Origin of the sequence: Flammeovirga sp. EKP202 (assembly GCF_014534745.1) — a bacterium.
GTDB lineage: Bacteria > Bacteroidota > Bacteroidia > Cytophagales > Flammeovirgaceae > Flammeovirga.
The window spans coordinates 179,805-201,006 of sequence record NZ_JACVVP010000008.1 but is presented as its reverse complement, the minus strand read 5'-3'; the positions used below and the strand labels follow the sequence as shown (position 1 = coordinate 201,006).

18 protein-coding genes and 1 riboswitch are annotated in these 21,202 nt (G+C 34.3%); of the genes, 9 read left to right on the top strand and 9 right to left on the bottom strand.

The window, feature by feature from the left end:
• The first annotated feature begins 9 nt into the window (after positions 1-9).
• The 4 genes from mraY to IC221_RS07230 all read left to right on the top strand — a co-directional run bounded on the left by mraY (position 10) and on the right by IC221_RS07230 (position 5,764).
• On the top strand, positions 10-1,224 hold the full coding sequence (gene mraY / locus IC221_RS07245; RefSeq protein WP_188168313.1) for a phospho-N-acetylmuramoyl-pentapeptide-transferase: 1,215 nt from the start codon (positions 10-12) through the stop codon (positions 1,222-1,224).
• A gap of 5 nt (positions 1,225-1,229) precedes the next feature.
• Positions 1,230-2,537: a UDP-N-acetylmuramoyl-L-alanine--D-glutamate ligase gene (murD, locus tag IC221_RS07240; RefSeq protein WP_188168312.1), complete on the top strand. Its 1,308-nt coding sequence runs from the start codon at positions 1,230-1,232 to the stop codon at positions 2,535-2,537.
• A 12-nt stretch (positions 2,538-2,549) separates the two neighbouring features.
• Positions 2,550-3,746: an FtsW/RodA/SpoVE family cell cycle protein gene (locus IC221_RS07235; protein ID WP_188168311.1), complete on the top strand. Its 1,197-nt coding sequence runs from the start codon at positions 2,550-2,552 to the stop codon at positions 3,744-3,746.
• Between the two features lie 428 nt (positions 3,747-4,174).
• Positions 4,175-5,764: a HAMP domain-containing sensor histidine kinase gene (locus IC221_RS07230; protein ID WP_188168310.1), complete on the top strand. Its 1,590-nt coding sequence runs from the start codon at positions 4,175-4,177 to the stop codon at positions 5,762-5,764.
• Here IC221_RS07230 and IC221_RS07225 read toward each other — a convergent pair.
• A complete protein-coding gene (locus IC221_RS07225) occupies positions 5,756-5,968 on the bottom strand; it encodes a hypothetical protein (RefSeq protein WP_188168309.1) in 213 nt (70 codons plus the stop codon). The genes IC221_RS07230 and IC221_RS07225 overlap by 9 nt on opposite strands.
• Before the next feature lie 56 nt (positions 5,969-6,024).
• Positions 6,025-6,131: riboswitch (SAM-I-IV-variant riboswitch) on the bottom strand.
• Positions 6,132-6,277: 146 nt separating this feature from the next.
• Between IC221_RS07225 and IC221_RS07220 the strand changes: the two genes are divergently transcribed.
• Positions 6,278-7,381 (top strand): cytochrome-c peroxidase, encoded by a 1,104-nt coding sequence (locus IC221_RS07220; RefSeq protein ID WP_188168308.1) that lies wholly within the window; start codon positions 6,278-6,280, stop codon positions 7,379-7,381.
• A 441-nt stretch (positions 7,382-7,822) separates the two neighbouring features.
• Here the strand turns inward: IC221_RS07220 and IC221_RS07215 are convergent, their stop codons facing one another.
• Complete coding sequence (locus tag IC221_RS07215; RefSeq protein ID WP_188168307.1) at positions 7,823-9,145, bottom strand: MATE family efflux transporter; 1,323 nt, start codon at positions 9,143-9,145, stop codon at positions 7,823-7,825.
• Positions 9,146-9,375: 230 nt separating this feature from the next.
• Here IC221_RS07215 and IC221_RS07210 point away from each other — a divergent pair, with 230 nt between their 5' ends.
• Both IC221_RS07210 and IC221_RS07205 read left to right on the top strand, forming a co-directional pair.
• Positions 9,376-9,957, top strand: coding sequence for an alkylphosphonate utilization protein (locus IC221_RS07210; protein ID WP_188168306.1), 582 nt, complete (start codon positions 9,376-9,378; stop codon positions 9,955-9,957).
• A gap of 274 nt (positions 9,958-10,231) precedes the next feature.
• On the top strand, positions 10,232-10,570 hold the full coding sequence (locus IC221_RS07205) for a hypothetical protein (RefSeq protein WP_188168305.1): 339 nt from the start codon (positions 10,232-10,234) through the stop codon (positions 10,568-10,570).
• A gap of 8 nt (positions 10,571-10,578) precedes the next feature.
• Here IC221_RS07205 and IC221_RS07200 read toward each other — a convergent pair whose 3' ends face one another.
• The 4 genes from IC221_RS07200 to IC221_RS07185 form a co-directional block, all read right to left on the bottom strand.
• Complete coding sequence (locus tag IC221_RS07200) at positions 10,579-11,436, bottom strand: sterol desaturase family protein (protein ID WP_188168304.1); 858 nt, start codon at positions 11,434-11,436, stop codon at positions 10,579-10,581.
• Between the two features lie 194 nt (positions 11,437-11,630).
• Complete coding sequence (locus IC221_RS07195) at positions 11,631-12,176, bottom strand: hypothetical protein (RefSeq protein WP_188168303.1); 546 nt, start codon at positions 12,174-12,176, stop codon at positions 11,631-11,633.
• 2 nt (positions 12,177-12,178) lie between these two features.
• Positions 12,179-13,036, bottom strand: coding sequence for a hypothetical protein (locus tag IC221_RS07190; protein WP_188168302.1), 858 nt, complete (start codon positions 13,034-13,036; stop codon positions 12,179-12,181).
• Positions 13,037-13,836: 800 nt separating this feature from the next.
• A complete protein-coding gene (locus tag IC221_RS07185; protein ID WP_188168301.1) occupies positions 13,837-14,832 on the bottom strand; it encodes a C40 family peptidase in 996 nt (331 codons plus the stop codon).
• A 277-nt stretch (positions 14,833-15,109) separates the two neighbouring features.
• Between IC221_RS07185 and IC221_RS07180 the strand changes: the two genes are divergently transcribed.
• Complete coding sequence (locus IC221_RS07180; RefSeq protein WP_188168300.1) at positions 15,110-17,638, top strand: LysM peptidoglycan-binding domain-containing protein; 2,529 nt, start codon at positions 15,110-15,112, stop codon at positions 17,636-17,638.
• A gap of 94 nt (positions 17,639-17,732) precedes the next feature.
• Here the strand turns inward: IC221_RS07180 and IC221_RS07175 are convergent, their stop codons facing one another.
• The 3 genes from IC221_RS07175 to IC221_RS29875 form a co-directional block, all read right to left on the bottom strand.
• On the bottom strand, positions 17,733-17,984 hold the full coding sequence (locus IC221_RS07175; RefSeq protein ID WP_044202716.1) for an acyl-CoA-binding protein: 252 nt from the start codon (positions 17,982-17,984) through the stop codon (positions 17,733-17,735).
• A 126-nt stretch (positions 17,985-18,110) separates the two neighbouring features.
• The gene (locus tag IC221_RS07170; RefSeq protein ID WP_044202719.1) at positions 18,111-18,503 is read right to left on the bottom strand and encodes a DUF2147 domain-containing protein; all 393 of its coding nucleotides are present in this window, start codon (positions 18,501-18,503) and stop codon (positions 18,111-18,113) included.
• Positions 18,504-18,697: 194 nt separating this feature from the next.
• Positions 18,698-20,383: a caspase family protein gene (locus IC221_RS29875; protein ID WP_188168299.1), complete on the bottom strand. Its 1,686-nt coding sequence runs from the start codon at positions 20,381-20,383 to the stop codon at positions 18,698-18,700.
• Positions 20,384-20,473: 90 nt separating this feature from the next.
• Between IC221_RS29875 and IC221_RS07160 the strand changes: the two genes are divergently transcribed.
• A complete protein-coding gene (locus IC221_RS07160) occupies positions 20,474-21,202 on the top strand; it encodes a VC0807 family protein (protein ID WP_188168298.1) in 729 nt (242 codons plus the stop codon).

Below are 21,202 nucleotides of genomic sequence, written 5' to 3'. Positions count from 1 at the left end.
AAATAGAACATGTTATATCACTTATTCGAATTTCTACATGATAAATACGATATGATGGGCGCCGGTCTCTTCAGGTACATTACCTTCAGAGCAATGGTGGCGACAATCTTATCGATGGCATATATTGGTATTTTTGGTAAACCAATCATACAAAAATTACAAAAGTTACAGATGGGCGAGATTGTTCGTAATCTGGGCTTAGCAGGACAAATGGAAAAGCAAGGAACACCTACTATGGGTGGTATCATCATTATCGGTGCTGTTGTTTTCCCAGTATTATTAGTTGCTGATTTAACCAACGTTTATATCCAATTGCTTTTAATTACCATTCTATGGACGGGTGCGATTGGTTTCTTGGACGATTATTTAAAAAGGGTAAAGAAGAACAAAGACGGTTTAAGTGGTAAATTCAAAATCATTGGTCAGATCGGTTTAGGACTGATTGTCGGTGTCACTTTGGTCACTAACTCTGATGTAAAAGTTCGTCAGTTTTCCGAAAATATTGACAGATCAAAACCTGTTGTAAAATTAAAAGAAGGCGTGGACTTCCAAGATGTAAAATCGTTGGAGACTACGGTTCCTTTCTTAAAACACAATACATTAAATTATTCTCAATTACTACATAGCGAAACCATTTCACACATCGCTTATGTATTATTGGTCATTTTTATCATCACGGCAGTGTCTAATGGTGCCAACATTACAGATGGTCTTGATGGTTTAGCCGCAGGTACCTCTGCTATTATTGCCACGGCCCTCGCTATATTCGCCTACCTCTCCGGTAACATTATCTTCTCCGACTACTTGAATATTATGTATATTCCTAACTCCGGTGAGATTTCAATCTTTGCCACGGCTTTGGTAGGTGCTTGTGTTGGTTTCTTATGGTACAATGCCTTCCCTGCCCAAGTATTCATGGGTGATACAGGTAGTTTAGCATTAGGTGGTGTTATTGCCTCTTTGGCCATTGTATTAAGAAAAGAATTGATGATTCCATTACTATGTGGTGTATTCTTAATTGAAAATTTATCAGTGATCATTCAGGTATTTTACTTTAAATACACCAAAAAGAAATATGGAGAAGGACGCCGAATATTTTTAATGGCTCCTTTACATCATCACTATCAAAAGAAAGATATCCCTGAGCCAAAAATTGTCACACGTTTCTGGATCATTAGTATCTTATTGGCCATTACTACAATTCTTACGCTTAAAATCAGATAATTATCATGGATACTTTATTAGTATTAGGTGCTGGAGAAAGTGGAATTGGAGCGGCTCGTTTAGCTAAAGCAAAAGGATATGATGTTTTTGTATCTGATTATGGTAAAATTCCTCAAGAACAAAAGGATGTTCTCACTGCTGAAGAAATCCCTTTTGAAGAAGGAAGCCATGATTTAGCGCCAAAAGATGCTTCCATCGTTGTAAAATCGCCAGGTATTCCTGATACAGTACCCATCATTCAACAACTGAGAAAAAACGGAAGTAAGATTTATTCTGAAATCGAATTTGCGTCTTTGTATACTGATGCTAAAATAATTGCAATCACTGGTACAAACGGTAAGACAACGACCACTAAACTGATCCACCACTTACTGTCAAAATCAGGTATCAATGCAGGTTTAGCGGGTAACATTGGCATCAGCTTCGCAAAAGAGGTTTTAGAAAAAAAATACGATTGGTATGTGTTGGAAATAAGTAGTTTCCAACTTGATGATATTGAAACTTTCCATCCCACTATTTCTTTGATTTTGAATATTACGCCAGATCACTTGGATCGTTATGAGTACAGCATTGATAAATATGCAGACTCAAAATTCAGAATCATTGAAAACTTGACTGATGACGATGTTTTTATCTACGGAAAAGATGATAAAGTCACAAACGAAGTAGTCACTACTAAAAATATTGTTCCAAAAGCAGTTCCTTTTACCAACGAATTTTTGAAAGGTGACACATTGGAAATTCCATTTAATGGTCAAGTACTTACTTTTGATAATTTACCATTGAAGGGACCTCACAATGCTTGGAACATGAGTGCAGCCATCTTGAGTGCTTTGAATGCTGGAGTAACAGCAGAAGACATTCAAAAGGCATTACCTTCTTTTGTCGGAGAACCTCATCGTTTGCAAGAAGTGGCTGAGATTAATCAGGTCACTTATGTCAATGACTCAAAAGCAACCAATGTTGAAGCGGCTTTATTTGCTTTGCAAAGCTTCAAGCAACCTATCGTTTGGATTGCTGGAGGTACGGATAAAGGCAACGACTATGCTCCATTGGTTGACATTGTAAAAGAAAATGTAAAAGCATTGATTTGTTTGGGTGTTGATAATGAGAAGTTGAAAAACGATTTTTCTGCCATTATTCCAACAGAAGAAACACAAAGCATGAAAGAGGCTATACAACTAGCGAAAAAACATGCTTCTGATAAAGATATTGTACTTCTTTCACCGGCTTGTGCTAGTTTTGATTTGTTCAAAAACTACATGGCTAGAGGTGATGAATTTATCAAGGAAGTAAAAGAACTTGAATTATAAGAAAATTAGAAGATGGAAAAGATCTTAAAGAAACTTGAAGGAGATAGCATTATTTGGGCAGTGATGATTACATTATCCATGTTTTCAGTACTTGTGGTTTATAGTGCTACAGGATCACTTGCTTATATGCAGGCTGGAGGAGATAATGAACATTACCTGCTTCGTCATTCCACTTTGGTTTTTATTGGATTAATAGGTGCGTTTATTTGTCATAGAATTGATTATGTCTATTATTCAAGACTATCGAGGTATGCCCTATTACTTTCCATTCCGCTTCTGATTTTCACATGGTTATTTGGTTCGGAAATCAACAGTGCTTCAAGATGGATCAATATCCCTTTGATCAATTTCACGTTCCAGCCTTCCGATTTAGCCCGTTTGGCACTAATTACCAACATGGCTGCCATGCTTTGGAAAAGACAAAGAGATATCGGTGAATTCAACAAAGCCATTGTACCACTGCTGATTTGGACAGGTATTATTTGTGGTCTGATTGGGGTCTCAGATATATCAACCGCCTCACTCCTTTTCCTTACGATCATGCTTCAATTATTTATTGGTAGAGTACCGATCAAATACCTTTTGATGCTTTTAGTGATTGGAGCTATGGCAGGTTTGTTTGTCTATCAATTTGGTCAAAGAGGAGGAACTGCGGTCAGTCGTCTTTCGTCTTTTATGAGTGAATCAGAACTACCTTATCAGGCAGAACAATCATATATTGCCATTTCAACAGGAGGTTTCCTAGGGAAAGGAATTGGTGATAGTACACAAAGAAACTTTTTACCACACTCCTACTCTGATTTTGTTTTCGCAATCATTGTAGAAGAATACGGTATGTTTGGTGCTATTATCATTATCGGCTTGTATCTGACTTTGCTCTACCGGGGTATCACTATTGTCGCCAATAGTCAGAAGGCCTTTGGAGGATTATTAGCTGCGGGGCTTACCTTCAGTCTCATTCTTCAAGCTTTCGTACATATGGGAGTTGTAGTTGGTTTATTGCCCCTTACTGGTCTACCTCTTCCTTTGATTAGTATGGGTGGTACCTCGTTACTTTTCACGGGTATGACGGTTGGAATAATTCTCAGTGTAAGTAAATCAGCACAAGAAGACTCTGAAGAAGTTCGCTTCAAAAGAGCTGAAAGAGCAAGTGAACGTCAAGGTCAAAAAGGAACCAATAGACCTCGAAACGTGAGAATTAGAAATTAATTGACATTTGATTACCTAGCAATAATTCAAAGGGGAATTGAGAATATCCACTAAAATAGATTAGTGCGTTTTCAATTCTCTTTTTCTTTTTTGAGGTTTCATTCATTATTTATTCTATTTTCTTACTTCTGTAAGCAAACGTGTTGAAGGCATTATTTCTCTTTTTAAGAATATAAAAAAAATACTAACCCATAGTACTCAGCACACTCAAAGAAGGATAATCAATCAAAATAGGTCAATTCAGAATTGTATGAATTTTTTCAAATGGTAATCATTCACCTTTTCTAAACCTACTACTCTCCTTCAAATATTACATTCAAAAAAAGTTCAAGATAAAGCAAAAACAACTTCTTCTTAATTTTTGATGTTCTATAAGCATCAACAATAAATTCGTTAATGTAATGCCCCAATATTCCCATTTGGATAGTATGATACTTCGGCTTATAGCTGATATCAATAATCATTTATTATCCAATAAAAAACCATTAAAAATACTCCAAGAAAGTATAGAAAATTTAACTAAAGCGTCCAATTGTAAATATGGATTTATAGGCTTACTTGACCATCAAGATGGTATAAAAAACTATAAGTATTTGATGGAAAAAAAGGTAAGATTTGATAGTTTAAATATCTTTAATAAGGCCATATTAGAAAATACACTACCGTTTGAAGAAGTATCGAAAGCACATTATTTTTTAAAATATACAGAACACCTAGTACACCCTATTTTACATTACGATGATGACCGAATTATAAGAGGTCTCCCTTGGTCATCTTATTTGTTGATACCCATACACATTGATAAAGAGCTTATTGGAGTTATTGGACTTTGCGATAAAAAAGAGAAGTTTGATGACGATTTTGCATTACATTTACAGCCCCTTGTTGATACTTATAAATTACTAATCAGACAAATTGAAGATACAACCGCTTCACAAAACCTTAATGAAGTCAGTTTTCAAGAATCCTTTGATTTAATGGTGAATCTAGATGGACTATGGAATATTCAGAAAGGTAATGTAGCATGGGAAGACAAGCTTGGACGATCCAAAGCACATATTATGGATTATGTTTTTGGGAATGATTATGAATTGCTTGAAAAATTAATTTTGAAAGCTAAATCTACCATGACTACTCAATCCGAAAAAATTAGATTTAAAAGAGATAAACATCGGATTTTTACTTTAATGATTAAAGTAATTTACCAATCCTCTACCAAAAGTTTTAAAATTATAGGAAAAGATATCTCCGACCGCTTTCGACAAGAATCAATCTTGAAGAAGCAACAGGACCGTCTTAGGCATACTCAACTTCTGCTACAAAAATCCAATAATGAACTTGATGCGTTAATTTATCATATCTCTCATGATTTAAGGGCTCCCCTAGCCTCCGCTCTAGGGCTCGTTTTTGTCAGCCAACAGGAGCATCAAATTGAAGAAGTCAAAAGCCAATTAGAACTTCAGCAAAAAAGCTTAGAAAAAATGGACAACTTTATCAGTGAGATCTTGGAATTTGCTAGAATTGCAAGAACACCCAATGATAATGTAACCATTGAAATTGAACAATTAATAAGAGATACAATCCAATCTACCTCAGATGCACTAGATCAAAAACTTGAGGTTACAATCAGTTCTAATCAAAATTTCTCTTTCATTAGTGACATTAAAAAAGTCACTTCTATAGTTCAAAATATCATTCATAATGCTTTCCAATTCAGAAGTAGAAACCGCTTCAATGAGAAAAACCTCTTAAACATTTCTATTAATGTGGAAGAAAATGACACCTGTATCATCTTTGAAGACAACGGGATCGGCATTCCACAAGAATACATCCACAGAGTAACAGAAATGTTTTTTAGAGCTCACACTGAATATGTAGGTTCAGGAATTGGACTTTATATTGTAGATCAAACTATTAAAAGATTAAGAGGTCACTTATCCATTATTTCTAGAGTAGATCAAGGAACTACCTTCATTGTTTGGCTTCCTAATCACTACTTTAGAAAAGCACTAGCCTAATCTTTCTTCTATCTTTACTAATAAATGATGTCCATATAATTTAGGACTTGAATGATCATTAGTATTTCTTAATCCTAAAAGTCTTTCTGCTTGTAGCATTGTCAAATTTCTATATTTCACCTCTGAAGGATTAGTTACAAACTTGTCCTTCAAAATGTCATAACACTCTTTTAAATTTAAATCGAAAGGTGATTTTTCTAGCATTTTTTTAATGTTTATAATGTTGAACAGTACAAACATCAAGCATAATTTAAGAAGGGGGGATTCTGTTTTTTTGTCGTGAATCAGACCACATCTATTTTACCACCGTGGCTTTTACATGCTCGGTTGGTACCTTTTCTTACAAAAAGGTGTCTTGATGTTTATATATAGTTGCAAGTTTACAACAGAGAATACAGCTTTCCAATATCTTTTCAATAATTAACAAAGATGCAACAAGGTTGTGATAACGCCTTCTACAAACAATTTTATTATTCATAAAAAAATTGTATTTTCATAACAAACCAAAGTAACATGCAATCTAGAAAATTCATCTTTTTACCGTTGCTTTTATCCTTATTATCCAGTTGTGAGGAGTCAGAACCGATCAACAACCCACCTTATGTTTTAGATATCCCAGCACATTTTGGTAAACAATACGTTTTACCGGAAGATAACCCAATGACTGTCAAAGGTGTTGAGTTGGGGAGAATGCTTTTCTACGACCCTCAATTATCAAGGGATTACTCTACATCTTGTGGCACCTGTCATCAACAACAATTGGCCTTTACGGATGGTAAAGCGAAAGCTGAGGGCATTCATGGCAGAACAGGCGACTTCAGTAGTATGTCTACTGTCAACTTGATGTGGACCGGCAAATTCTTCTGGGATGGTCGTGCACCAAGTATAGAAAGTCAAGCACTAGATCCAATTGAGAATCCTTTGGAAATGGATATGACATTAGCAGAAGTAGTTGAAAGACTATCACAAGACGAGAAATATCCTCCGATGTTTAACCTTGCATTTGGAAGTTCTGAAATTACTGCAGAGAAAGTAGGTAAAGCAATCGCTCAGTTCGAAAGAACCTTGATTTCATCGAATTCAAAGTACGATCAAATCGTCAAAGGAACCTATACTCCTACTGAACAAGAGAAGTTAGGAATGGACCTCTTCCTTACTCATCCTATTGCCGGTGAAATCCGTGGGGGTAATTGCGGCGATTGCCATCTTGGGGTACTTACATCAGGTGACCCAGTCAGTTTCAGAGGATTTCATAATAATGGACTAGACGATGACACCAATCTGAAAGAGGGTTTGATGAGTGTAACCGAAAATGAATTTGACAAAGGAAAATTCAAAGCTCCGACATTAAGGAATATAGCCTTAACGGCACCTTACATGCATGATGGAAGATTCAATACCTTAGATGAAGTATTGGAACATTATGATGAACATGTTAAGAAAAGTAGAACGCTTGATCCTTTGATCCAAGAGGCTAGCAATGAACCTATTTTCCCAGGTGATCCTATAAAACTACACCTTACTCAAAAGGAAAAAGAAGCCATTATTGCTTTTCTTCATTTATTAACAGATGAAGAATTTATCAATAATCCGAATCATTCTAACCCTTTTGAATAAGTACAAATGAAACATACTGTAAACTAAGTTTTCCTTAGCTTACAATCGGTGTTTCTACAAGCTTTGATAAGAACTACTCTCATGTTTCCTTCTTCTTCATTTTTGTCTTAACACAAAAACGAAGCAAAAAAGTCAAGGCTTTGAATGCAAAAGCTAAATTTCATTCCTTTCGCCTAAATGATTTTAAACTCGCTGCGCTCAAACAGCAAAATCATTTTTAACGGCTTAATTCATGAAATTCTTAACGCTTTTCCCTTCAAGGCCGGGGTTAGAACTACTAAACTAAAAGAGTAGAAAACCCACTGGGGGGAATTTTGAGTATTAGCAGCATTTATGCTCTGTAAATCAGAAGAAATCCAATGATTTCTAAATACCATAAATAATCGAAAACTTAGTTCACAATGTATGAAGTCTTCAACTTTAAGTTTGAAGACTTCATTTTTATAATTGTCTTAAATATTTCCAATATAAAAAACCTGAAACACATAATGTTAATACTTCTGACAATACTATCGCATTGATGATCCCTTCACCTCCATAAAAATGAGTTAGCAGGAGGATTAGTCCCACTGGTAAAACCAATGTTCTCAATAAAGAAATAATTAATGAAGGTTTGGGATGATGTAATGAAGTGAAAAATGCCGAAAGTAGAATATTAACACCTAAAATCACCACTATTGGTGCTGCTGATAGTATAAACTGACTTGTTAAAACCTTCGTTGATGGGCTATCATTTTCTAAGAACAAGTCTATAAATTGATCCACAAATAAGGTCGTTGTCAAAGCAAGTAATCCACCTAAAACAACAGCCGTCACTAATGCTATTTTTAAGAAGCTCTTTACCCTATCTATCAATTGTGCACCAAAGTTCACACTCACGATGGATTTCAATGCATCTGACATACCATAACAGAGCATTATCATAAAGTACATCAAGTAACCTACAATGGCATAAGCCGCTACACCTACATTGCCATAGTATTTTATCATTTGTAAATTGATAAGGTAAAATAAAAAGCCACCTGACAATTCACTTAAAAACTCAGAGGAACCATTATAGGAAATCGCACTAAAAATCTTCCATTCTAACTTTTTAAACCTAAACTTCAAGTTTCCATTTCCTTTTATAAATGGTGGAATTAATAATATTGGCAATACAAAATACGATAAAGATGTTCCCAAAGCAGCGCCTTTTACTCCCCAATTCAATTTTACGATAAATACATAATCCAAAATTGTATTAATCAAAGCCACTAGAAGTAAAGAGATAAAACTCAAATTAGGCTTTCCATCTACACGTGTAAAATACGTTAACGCATAACACGATAAAACAGGAGACATGCTGATAATAATTTGCAAATAGTTAACTACTAATGGTTTAATGGAATGATCCGCTCCTAAAAAATCAGCAATTTCTTCAATAAAAAACAATCCTAAAAAAGTCAATATAAAGCTGATTACCGCTATAATGGCAAAGATATTTGTGAAAATAATTTGAGCTTTCTCAATCTTCCCTTCACCAATATATTTACCACAAAATACCTCACCTCCTACCGAAAAAAGGATCGGAAGTCCAAATAGCAAAGAGTAGATAGGAGAACATAAAGAAATAGCAGCCAAAGCTTCTGCTCCAACATAATTTCCCACAAAAATTCCATCAATTATACCCGCTGACGTCACTGCCAACATTCCCAATACTGTTGGTATTGAAAACGACAAGAATACATTTAACACACTACCTTCAAGTACCTTGGTATTATTCATCCTCTAGATTATTTTATATCATACGAACCTAAAATTACTAACTCTTACTTCCTTGAAAGGGAATTTTTGATGAAATTTCACCTAAAATTGTGTTATTAAAATTGAATACTCAAAATAAAAAATAGTGGCATTCCATTAATATTCCTTTATGAATTATCATATCCCTTATTTTTTCAGCAATTTTGATATGTTTTATGAAGCTAAGCAAGATTTAAAATATATATCCTAAAATGAGTTTAGAAAAAGAACTTCAGAAAAGAAGCAATGGTGTTTGTGAACTATGTGGATCTACGGAACATGTATCTCCTTTTTTAGTTGAACCAAAAAATTCATCAGACAGCGTTGATCATGCCTATATTTGCTCTACATGCCAAGAGCAAATTAATGATAAAGAAAAAATGGATGCTAATCACTGGAGATGCTTGAATGACAGTATGTGGAATGAAAACCCTGCCGTTCAAGTATTAGCTTGGAGAATGCTTTCTCGTTTAAAAAGTGAAGGCTGGCCACAAGATTTACTTGACATGCTTTACCTTGATGAAGATACACAAGCATGGGCAGAAGCAACAGGAGAAGGAGTTGATGAAAGCGATAAGGTGATTCATAAAGACAGCAATGGTGCTATTCTTTCCAATGGAGATAGTGTAGTATTAACAAAAGACCTAAATGTGAAAGGTGCTAACTTCACTGCTAAAAGAGGAACTGCTGTTAGAAATATTACTTTAGTACATGACAACCCCGAACACATAGAAGGAAGGGTAAATGGTCAGCACATCGTCATTCTTAGTAAGTTTGTAAAGAAGAACTCATAACAAATTATACAATAGAGAGCCTTCATTGGCTCTTTTTTGTCTTCAATATGCAACCGATTGAAATTTACTTGATTATATATTTCACTTTATTTTCTAATTAAATACTTAAGGAATACAAAATGTAGATTGTTATTAAAATCTCTTCACTAAAAGATTGTTATTGTTTAGTCAACTTCATTGTTTCATATGCTATTCCTCTTGTATATTTGAGTTAAAGCAAAATCAGAACTATTCATGCCAAATTAAATAAAAGACCTTTTAACCCATTTTTAATATGACTTATGCCAATCATATTGAAAGTATACAGAAAATTATTTCAAAAGAGTATGACGCACAATTGACCATCTCTTTGAACGATATTATTTCAAGTTATACTGTTGGTTTTGACTTTCAAGATAAGAAAGACATTACCGAAAATATTCTATTGATCTATAACATTGATTATAGAAATCATGCAATGTATTTGAATGACTCTTCTTTTGTGTTGAAAAAAACAATTGAGGAGCACCTTATGTCCCTCAATGTTGATCTAGAAGAGAAAGAAGAACAATGGAAAGATTTCTTAGAAGCTGTAGAAATGGAATCTATGATTTATAAGAAAAATAATCGATAGTTATACCATCAAGCATTATCCCATTCATTATTTTCATTCCTCCTCGTATTGTCTCTATACGCCTGAAATGGTATTTTGAGAAGGTTAGCAATCCTGCTATTTTCTTCAGGTTTCATGTGCGTATCAACACCATAGACTAAAGAACTATTATCTGCTTCAGCGTAAGTACCAAAAACTCGATCCCAAATGGAGAAAATGTTACCATAATTTGTGTCCGTAAGTGGTTGTTGATAATGGTGATGAACATGATGCATATTGGGTGTCACTATCACCCAACTCAATACCCGGTCTAACTTTTTCGGTAACACAATATTGGCATGATTGAACTGAGAAAGCATCACTGAAAGCGACTGATACAAGAAAACCATCCAAATAGGTGCTCCAATGAATAAAACGCCTAAAATTGTCGCGAATAATCTTAATACACTCTCTCCTGGATGATGTCGGTTTGCAGTTGTAGTGTCTACATGTGTGTCAGTGTGATGAATCAAATGAAAAAGCCAAAACCACTTAATTTTATGATTCAAATAATGGATACTATAAGCACTGATTAGATCCATTAAAGCCAATCCCGTAATCAAAACAATAGGTAACGGAAAATCAGACATCCATTGCATATAACCAAAATGATGAGCTAAAGTCCAATCTGAAACTTTCACCATTACAAATGCTAATGATAAATTGATCACTGCTGTTGTGAGGGTAAAAAATATATTGGTTAATGCGTGCTTCCATTTGTTGTGGCCTGTAAATTGGAATAACGGCTGAAAACCTTCTATGACCCAAAAGAACATAATTCCACCTACCAATAATATAGATCGATGAGAAGAAGGCATCGTAGAAAAGTAATCGATTAAGGTTTGCATTAAAATAGTAAGTTAAATAAAAAATTGGCTTAAGATCGATGTTATACTTTGATCTCAATGTTGTGTTGTCTTTCAATGAATGTAATAAGAATCAACAAATTGACAAAATATTTTTACCGACCTTATTGAAAGCAAAACTCTCTATTGAATATATTACTCTATAAATTGGAGACCATAAATGAGTCTAATTTTTGTCATATCATTATTTTATAATTTCCATCTCCGTTGATTGTGATATTCTTAAGTTTATTCATTTTTTCAGCATCAGAAATTTTGAAATAAAAGGACATTTTGAATTTACAATCACAAGAGCAATCAATTCCATAACTCTGAGAAATTAAATCTAACGTTTGTTCATTTATAATCGTGTAATCGATAAGAAAGTATTGACAACAATTGGAAATCTTATCGATATCTACTTGAAAGGATTCTTCTGAAAAATTGAAGTTCGTAACTTTTTCAATGTAATAATCCTCTTCAGAATGATCACTTTTATTGCTTTCTGTATTGTCATCGCCAACTAAAACGACCACGGTTTGAGGTTCCTTACAAGAATGGATAGTCACACTATCAAGGTAAATCCCACAACCCCAAGCTATTTTTTGATTCCGAGTATTTTGTAAAATATAGTTCCCAGAAAGACGGTCATCAACCGTCACTTTTTTATTAAAATCAATATTTTGAGATTCTACCTTGTGGTAACTTATTACCATTAAGCTAAAAAGCAGAATCCACTTCATCTTTATATCGTGTCTAAAATCACAACTCCGTGTTTTGCAGATGTGCCATAAATAGCCTGTAAACCTGCATTCGATTTCATAATATCAAACTTCTTCACCTCTTCGAGAGAATACTGATTTAAATCTGCTATTTTAGACAGCTCTCCATTGATCATCACTAGTGGGTATTCCCATCTGTTTGTTGTACTACTAACACTCAACTGTTCTTTGATATCTCCTTCTACTTTATTGTAAAAGTCTGTTTTTTCGATATCATCACCTAAAAAACGATCGATTCGAAGAGTTGACATTCCCCATGTGTACCCCCCTGGCTCCAGTGAATTTAAAAAAGTATGCACTAGATCATCATAATTAACCTTAGAATATAAATTATCTAATAGGGCTACCACTGATTTACAGTCCTTATTTCTTGATGCTTTTGGAGACCAATAGCTCACTACTTTGTATTTTTCTTTTGTAGCGATTTCAATGTAAACAAAGCTTCCATCGATTCCTCTAGTATTATCATTTTGTAATTGCATCACCTCTGAAGATTTAAAAAAGGCTATGAGATCTGCAGTTAATTCATTTGAAAAAGCCGTCGTAGTATATACAGGGCTATGACTAGTCGTATGTAATTTGTATTCAGAAGATGATGTTTGAGCATCATTAAGAGTAAAAATGCTATGTTGTTGCCAAATTCTAACATTAAAGGCATCACCTGATGATCGAAGATCTTTTAAATTAAACGCTTCTAGCTTTGAAGGTAATTTATCCATAAAAACCTCGACAACCTTCGTTTGAGGAATATCAACGCTTTTTTGACCATATACAGGGCTCAATAATAAAAATAGTAAAGCTGTTTTTAGTAGTTGTTTCATTTTTGTATAGTTTGATCTTGAAAGATATAATTAAAGATAACAATAAATTCTTTTTTTGATTCCTAGCTTAATTCGTTTTCATTGATAATTCATATTAAATACAACTCGAATAATTTTTCATTATTAGTGTTTCAACACATAGTTTTCAAAAAAATCCATTTTCTTTAAAAATTTATACAACTCATGTAAAAAGTACAAATTATTGGAATATTCAAATATTTATCTTGAAATAATCATACGAAAATAGGGTAAATTGACCTCCAAAAAACGCTTTTAGACATGGTTAAGGCTATCGAAAAACATAAATTTGAAAATATTTACAACCTTTTTCAAACCACTCCGTTCATTAAACCACAACACATCAATTAACAGTTATTATCACTAGAGATTTCACACTGATTAGCACCTAGAATAACTGATTTTATAAATCCCAACCCATATACAAGAAATTTACATCGGATAGACAGATGTCTAATGGTGACTCATTTTTTACCCCAATTTTACTATTATCTTATTATTGTATACTATCACTTTTACTGCTTGCAATGGGAGGGTGTAAAACACACCTTCTCCATTGCCTAAAAGAAGATTTTACGACCTATTAATCAATTAATTTGTATTAGTATTACAAATAAAAATTTAATACTCTTATTTTTTCGTTACTTGATAATACTTTAATTATTGATTGGTTAGATCTTATGATATTATTTTCGTAAGCACTTTGAATGAGGGTTAGTCCTCAAAAGAAAACACACAGTAATTTTATTAAAAGCTCATCATTAAATGGTGGGCTTTTGTTTTTATTTCAATAATCGCTCTTGCTCTAAAGTTAAAAGTCTTTTGATAAAATAAGGTCTCGATTCCCAATACCCATCTGTTAAAGGAGCTACAATAACACCCGTACTCGTACCACAATGTATCATTTTCACTTGATCCTTCTCAATTTTATAAATCATTCCTAAATGAGATATAGAAGCATAATCATTAGAATCATTTGAGCCGAAACACACAATATCACCTTCCTGTACGTTCTCTAAAGTGATTGTTTTACCCAGCATTGCTATTCTCTTTGTATTGTGTGGAAACTCAACTCCAAATTGCTTATAAACATATAAGACAAATCCTGAGCAATCAAATCCATCATATGGGTTTTCCTTTGCATATTTATAAGGCACTCCTATATAATCATCCGCTTTTTTTGCTATTAAGTAAGGAGGTATATTAATATTCTCGGCCTTAAAAAAAGTCTCATAACTACCTTCTTTGTAAGTAAACGAGAATGGTGAAAATAATTCTTTATCCTCTTTCACTGATACTATTTTTACCGCAGTGGCAGTTTCATCAATCTCCAAAACAAAAACATTTTCACTGAGCTGATTGATCTCTTCCAAACGCTCATCATTCTGCTCCTCTAATGCTTTTTTACCGAATTCTGTTAGAAATAAGGTGAGTTTACTTTCTAAAGTAGCTAACGGTTTATCAGAGGAAGATTTTAGTTTCTCATACCTCACATAATGTTCCACTGATCGTTTTAGATATTTCCATTGGGTGTCAGAAAATTTTGGAAAAGCTTGAGCCTTAAACCAGCATGCCCAACTCATATATTTAGATGGATAGGCTTCATTATACTGTTTTTGATGCGCTTTCATCCCCTGCGTCATCACTTTATCATACTTCCCTTTGTTTAAAAGTTTTTGGAGTTTTTTGTCGCTTTGGGCGTGAGAAGTTAAAACGAAACCTAATAAAAAATAAAAAATGAAAATGTATTTCATAATTACCGTATTAAACTGTTCCATTTTCTACCGAATCAAAATTATGTTGATTAAATTGAGTAAAAAATGGATATTATAAGTGTTTGTTTAAACAATGTATGAATTTTTAATGGAAGAATAATACTTATGTAAGTTTTTTAATCAGGGCATTTTGGAAACATAGTTTTTAATGTCTTGATGATAGGCTTAAATTCAACAAAAAACCTTAAGTATAAGATTTCTAAAACATTACATTACATCTTATCGTATCAATGTGCCTTATCAAGCAAAGCAAAAAAATACGCCAAAACATATTGTTTTTATGAAATATACTGTAGTTGCAGGAGATACTTTATATGGTATTTCAAGAAAGAATAATATATCAACCCAAGAAATATTAGCTTTAAATGGATGGTCAAGTGCACCTCCTTTACAAATTGGTCAAGAAATCATTGTGGCCAAATCGAATAGTAACACACCCCCTCCTTCCAATTCGAGTACAACGAATACAAGTACCTATACTGTAGCAAAAGGAGATTCATTGTATGCCATTGGAAGAAAATACGGCGTAACTCCTTCTGAAATTTTGGCGCTCAACGGATTGAGTCCTTCAGATGGTTTATATATTGGACAGGTATTAAAGATTCCATCAAAAGATAGTTCTAATACGAGTAGTAGCACTATTACTCCTACCCCGACGACATCTACTCCAAGCAGTCAACCTGATCAAAAAACGCATACGGTTTCAGCCGGAGAATCGTTGTACGCTATTTCAAGAAAATACAGTACAACACCTCAAGCTATTTTAGAAGAAAACGGATTAGGAAATAATGCTCCTATTTATATTGGGCAAACACTAAAAATACCTAGTGCTGCCCCGAAAACTACACCTATTACATCAACCACTACTGTAAAAAGCACTCCAACTACACAAGATAAAATTGTATACACAGTACAACAAGGTGATACGTTATATCAGATTTCTAGAAAAGTAGGCCTAAGTCCTCAGCAAATATTGGCTTTAAATGGACTAGACGGGAGTACCCCTATTTATATTGGACAAGAATTAAAAGTCAAAGGTGTTCCGAAAGTAGCTCCTGAGGTAACAACTCCTTCTCCAAATGAAAGTAGTAAAACACATACCGTTCAAAGAGGTGAATCATTATATGCTATTGGACGAAAATATGGGTGTAGCCCTGCTGAGATTTTAGCGGCAAATAATATGGCCATTGATGCTACAATTTACATTGGCCAACCCTTAAAGATACCTGCAAAATCTACTGCCAAGCCTGTTAATCCAATAACACCTCCACCGCCGGTTCATCCTACACCGACTCCCCCTGCCCCTACCAACAACCTTAGGGTATATACTGTTCAATCCGGTGATTACATCTCTAAAATTGCGAAGAAGTTTAATATTACTCCTCAAGCTTTAGTAGCGGCAAATAAACTACCTCAAGGTAGAATTTATGTTGGGCAGCAATTGATGATTCCATCTTCTACAACTCAAGCACCTTCTCAAGGTTCAAATAATATCAAAAACCAACAAGGACGAAGTATTTATCAACTGAATAAAGTGGACGGAAAAGGAGTGTTCACAAGTGGATTAAGAGGACCTATTGGTAGCAACTATAGAATGTCACCAGACGATGTTCAGAAAATTCAGCAACGTTTGGTACAATTAGGCAGTTTGTCAAGTATTCATAACGAAAATGCTCATGCTATTGCTCAAAGGTCTGAAGGTGTAGTACCTGGCAATGGTATTCCAAAAACGCTTGCAGCTATCAAAAATCTGCAAAATAAATATCGATTGAATTGGTGGGTAGAATCTCCAACAAGGGCTCAAATGATGGGGACCAATGTATTTAAATATGGTGAAATTCAACCGAACGATATTACGTTTAAATTCTTAAGAGAGTTTACGAAATTCAGATTACAATTCCCTCATCCGATTACAGGAAAAACAGAAGTAGCTGAATTTACCAATTTTGTAAGAAGTGGTTATAATCAGTATTATGATGGAGTAGGTTATGTTGGTAAATCGTTACCTTCAAATGTACCTTTAAAAGTTTATACAGATGTGGGTCTTTCTACGACTTTAGCACAAGCCATGCAAGTCGTTTCAAGTCATGAAGGTAACTTTGACGCAATCAACAGTTATGATAAAGCCTTTTTCTCTTATGGTTTTATTCAATTTGCTGGAGGAGGAAGAGGTTTAGCCCCTGTCATTGCCCGAATGAAAGTAAGTCAGCCTGCACTTTTTAAATCCATTTTCCAAGCAGCAGGAATTGATGTAACTTATACTACCAGAAACAACGATATTCATCAAGGAGAATTAATTATTCAATTCCCTAACCGTGGTACTCTAAAAGGAATTGAGGCTGAAAAAGCACTTCGTGGTGACCATCAACTTTATGGACCGTTTATCAGAGCGGCTTTCCACCCTGATTTGATCAAAGCACAAATTGAGCAATCAGTCAAAGCCTACGCTAAACCTGCTTTAGGTATCAAGCTCAATATTCAAACGAGTGGCTTTAGATCAAGTACAGTGCCATTGACCGATTTTATCAATTCTGCAATGGGATTGGGTTTTGCTATTGACATGACGGTGAATAAATGGATTGTAAAAACTGGACAAATGTTCTCTGACGCCATCAATTCAATAGCACGAAAAAGAGGTTATGCTTCTTATGAACAATTGGCTTTGATTGATGAAAGAGAGGTCATTCAAGAAATAGTAAATAAAGAAGGTCCAGCAGATAAAAGAGTTGCTGACCGTGGAAATAGCATGATGAAATCTGGATTAAGCTTTGCCAAAAGTCCTTCAAAAGGTAGCGGTATGATTGCTTAATTGTTGATTTTTCTTTGACAAGTACTAAGACAAAAAAGTGAAGTTTTAAGGCTTCACTTTTTTTTTCACTTATTTTTAGTTAAGCACTAAGCGCTTAACCTTCCAATTGATTAACCAATGTGATGTATTTCGATTCAGCGTCCTCTGCTGAAGTCCCTTCAATTTTTTTCCATGCATCCCATTTCGCATTTCCTTTAAAATCGAAACCTCCAGGTCTTTCTGTATTCACATCTCCTTCTGTTGCCTGCTTAAAAAAAGCATACAACTTCAATAGATCATCATTTGATGGTCTTTCTGATAATTGATTGACTCTTACTTGCGCGTCTTTAAAAGCATCTGATGCCATAGTGTATAAAGTGTTGTTTATGTTGATAAAATGAAAATATTAGCAGATCAATAGATCTATTATTAAAACAAAATAAATCTGAAGAATGCTCCTGATTTCTTCACTTCATCGGTTTATATAAAAAAATTAATCGTTGACTCTTGTCCAAAGTTCTGTTCTACCAAAAAGTTTGATACCAACATAACCTCTCATTTTTAATACGTTTGGCCCAGTACTCTGAATACTTCCACTATACGTTTTTCCTGAATCAGGGTCATAAACTGACCCATTTTCCCAGGTTCCATTGCCTTTGTATTCAAAATCAATTAAGATATACATATCTTCCAATAATCGTTCTCTCAAAGAAGAATCTGGGTTTAGCTTATCAATTCTTGGACCTCCATCTTCTTCCTTATCTCTTTCCATCCAAACAATTCTACCTTGTGCTTTTCCGTTGTCATCTACTTCAATAGCAACATGTGCATCTTTAAGGCCAGTTAACCAAACGCCTTCAATAAAATTTTGTTGAGAATCAGTCATAAGTTAAGTTTTAATTAGTGTATTAAAAGAGTGATTATTCATTTTTAAATGTAATAAAAAAAAAGAACCGATACTAAATGAATTTAAATTTTCATTCAGATCGGTTCTTTTTTAGTTTTCTTTGCTCAAGAATTTATGCTCAAAGTGATGTTTTATAAAAATCAACAATGGTATGTTACTTCTATGGCACTTGATTATTTTCTGATAAAGATAAATCCACCTCCTTCATCGCCCGTTTGATTGATTACACCAAACTGAGGCACATTTTCACTGTTGTTCATTACTGCAACTCTAAAGCTATCAAATAATGATCTTGCACTGATAAATTTTTCTTGATTGCTGACCAAACGTTTCTGTAAATATTTCACAAATACACTTTCATCAGGCACTTCCTTTAGTGTACCCGATGTCATCGCTTTTCTAGACGGCAGGTCCTCTAAAGCTTTGATTGATTTATCTGCTCCATCAAAAGCCGCTCTTGTTTTGAAAATAGAGCCAGAAAAACAAGCATCAGAAATTAACAACACGTGCTTTGCTTTAAAAGAGGCTACATATTCTTTTATGGTAGAATTTCTCACCCAGTTGGCAGTACTTTTTGCTTTTGCATCTGAAGGCAACCAATACCCTGCCTTACGTCTTTGATCCCAATGTCCATGTCCTGCATAAAAAATCAAGATATGATCATTCTCTGAAGACTCCTCCATCATGGCATCAAATGTTTCAATAAGGTTTTCCCTTGTAGGGCTAAGCAATAGTTTTACATCCTCTTTCCCAAATGAGTAATATGTCGTCAAAATTTCTTGTAAGGATGAAGCATCTTTTTCAGGATTATCCAAACTGGCAATTTTACCATCATTATAAGTATTGATACCTATGATAATTGCTTTGTATTTAGGTTCTGGTACATAATCTTTAATATCAAAACCTAAGTCAGAAAAAGAAGATACAGTAGAAGGCTTTTTTGCAGGTGATGTTTCTTTTTTCTCAGATTGATCACTTTGTGTTGAAGTATCTGTATTTCTGCTTAAAGCAACTTCCTTTTTCACTTCTGTCGTAGTTTCTATTACTTTATTCAAAGGAATTTCCATCAACTTCCCTTCCTTAGAAAAATAAGCTTTCTGACTCACTCCATCAATACAAGGAGGGTGATTCAGTTTACTTTGATTGATGGATAAAACTGGTTCAGGATCTGACCAAGTACCATCTTCATTTTTTCTAGCCATCATTACATCATAATCAAAACTCTCGTCACTAATCTTAGAAGTGAACATTAAAGTTTTACTATCAGGAAGGATTTTTGGCTCTTTCTCACTATACAAATTCACTCCTTCCGGTAACTTAACAGGTTCTCCCCATTTTCCATCACTGTCCAACTCAGAATAGTAAATAGCATATTTCAAATCCATGGGATCAGAAACATCATCCAAACGAGAAAAATAAAGTCCTTTTCCATCTTTTGTTAATGATGGATACATTTCATAACCGCTTGTATTTACTTTCCCTTCAATTTTCTCCGGTTTTCCTAGTCGGCGTCCCCATCTCTTCATACGATAAATATCACTACCCGATGTTTGTCCTTTCGCTGAAAAGTAAATCCAACGTCCATCATAACTAATCATCGGACCGGTTGGATAAGGCAGATCTTTTGGAAGCATCAAAGTAGTTGGAGGCATAAACTTACCATCAATCTTATTGGACAAATGAAAAGTAAATCCTTCTTCGCTTTCTCGTGCAAAAAGGAGCACTTTCCCATCTGAAGTTATGCTTGGAAAACGCTCATCTCCTGCCAAATCAAAAGATGGAGGGAATTGTGATTGAGCTTGGACACCTATTGAACTAAAAAATAGGATGAAAAAAAATAAAATTTGACGTCTATTCACAATGCGTATTTTCAATGGTTTTTTTATTCTGTATCTTTGTGAGATTTTATTACAATATAAAGAAGTGAACAAACTTCATACCTCAAAAAAATGCAATTAGAAAAAAAACAAAAGAAAAAGGAATCCCCTGTAGTAAGTTTATTACTCAATATCGTTATTCCTTCATTTGTGATGAGCAAATTGAGTGATCCTGAATACTTGGGCGATTTATACTCAGTGCTTATTGCTATCGCTTTTCCTCTTGTATATGGTATTTATGACTTTATTGTTCGTAAAGATATTAGTATCATAGCTGTATTAGGTTTAATCAATGTGGCCCTAACGGGAGGAATTAAATTGCTGCATTTACCAGCTGACTATATTGCAATTAAAGAGGCAATGATTCCAGGTGTTATCGGTGTGATCGTTTTCATCTCTACTTTTACAAAGTACCCTTTGGTGGAGAAATTACTTTACAATGAAAACTTCTTGGATGTCAAAAAAATTGAAACCCAATTAAAATTTAGAAATACTCGAGAGCTTTTCGAAAAACGTTTAAAAAATACATCTTTCATGCTGGCGGGGTCCTTCTTTTTATCATCTGCATTGAACTATATTTTAGCAAAAGTGATTGTAAAAAGCGATTCCAATACAGTTGAGTTTACAAAAGAACTTGGACAAATGACCGCATGGAGTTGGGTAGTCATTGCTATTCCTTCTACCATTGTGATGATGGGAGCATTGATGTACCTTATCAAAGGGGTTAAAGAATATACTGGATTTGAAATGCAGGAAGTTCTTGTAGGGTTTGAAGAAGTTGAAAAAGAGAAAGAAAAATAA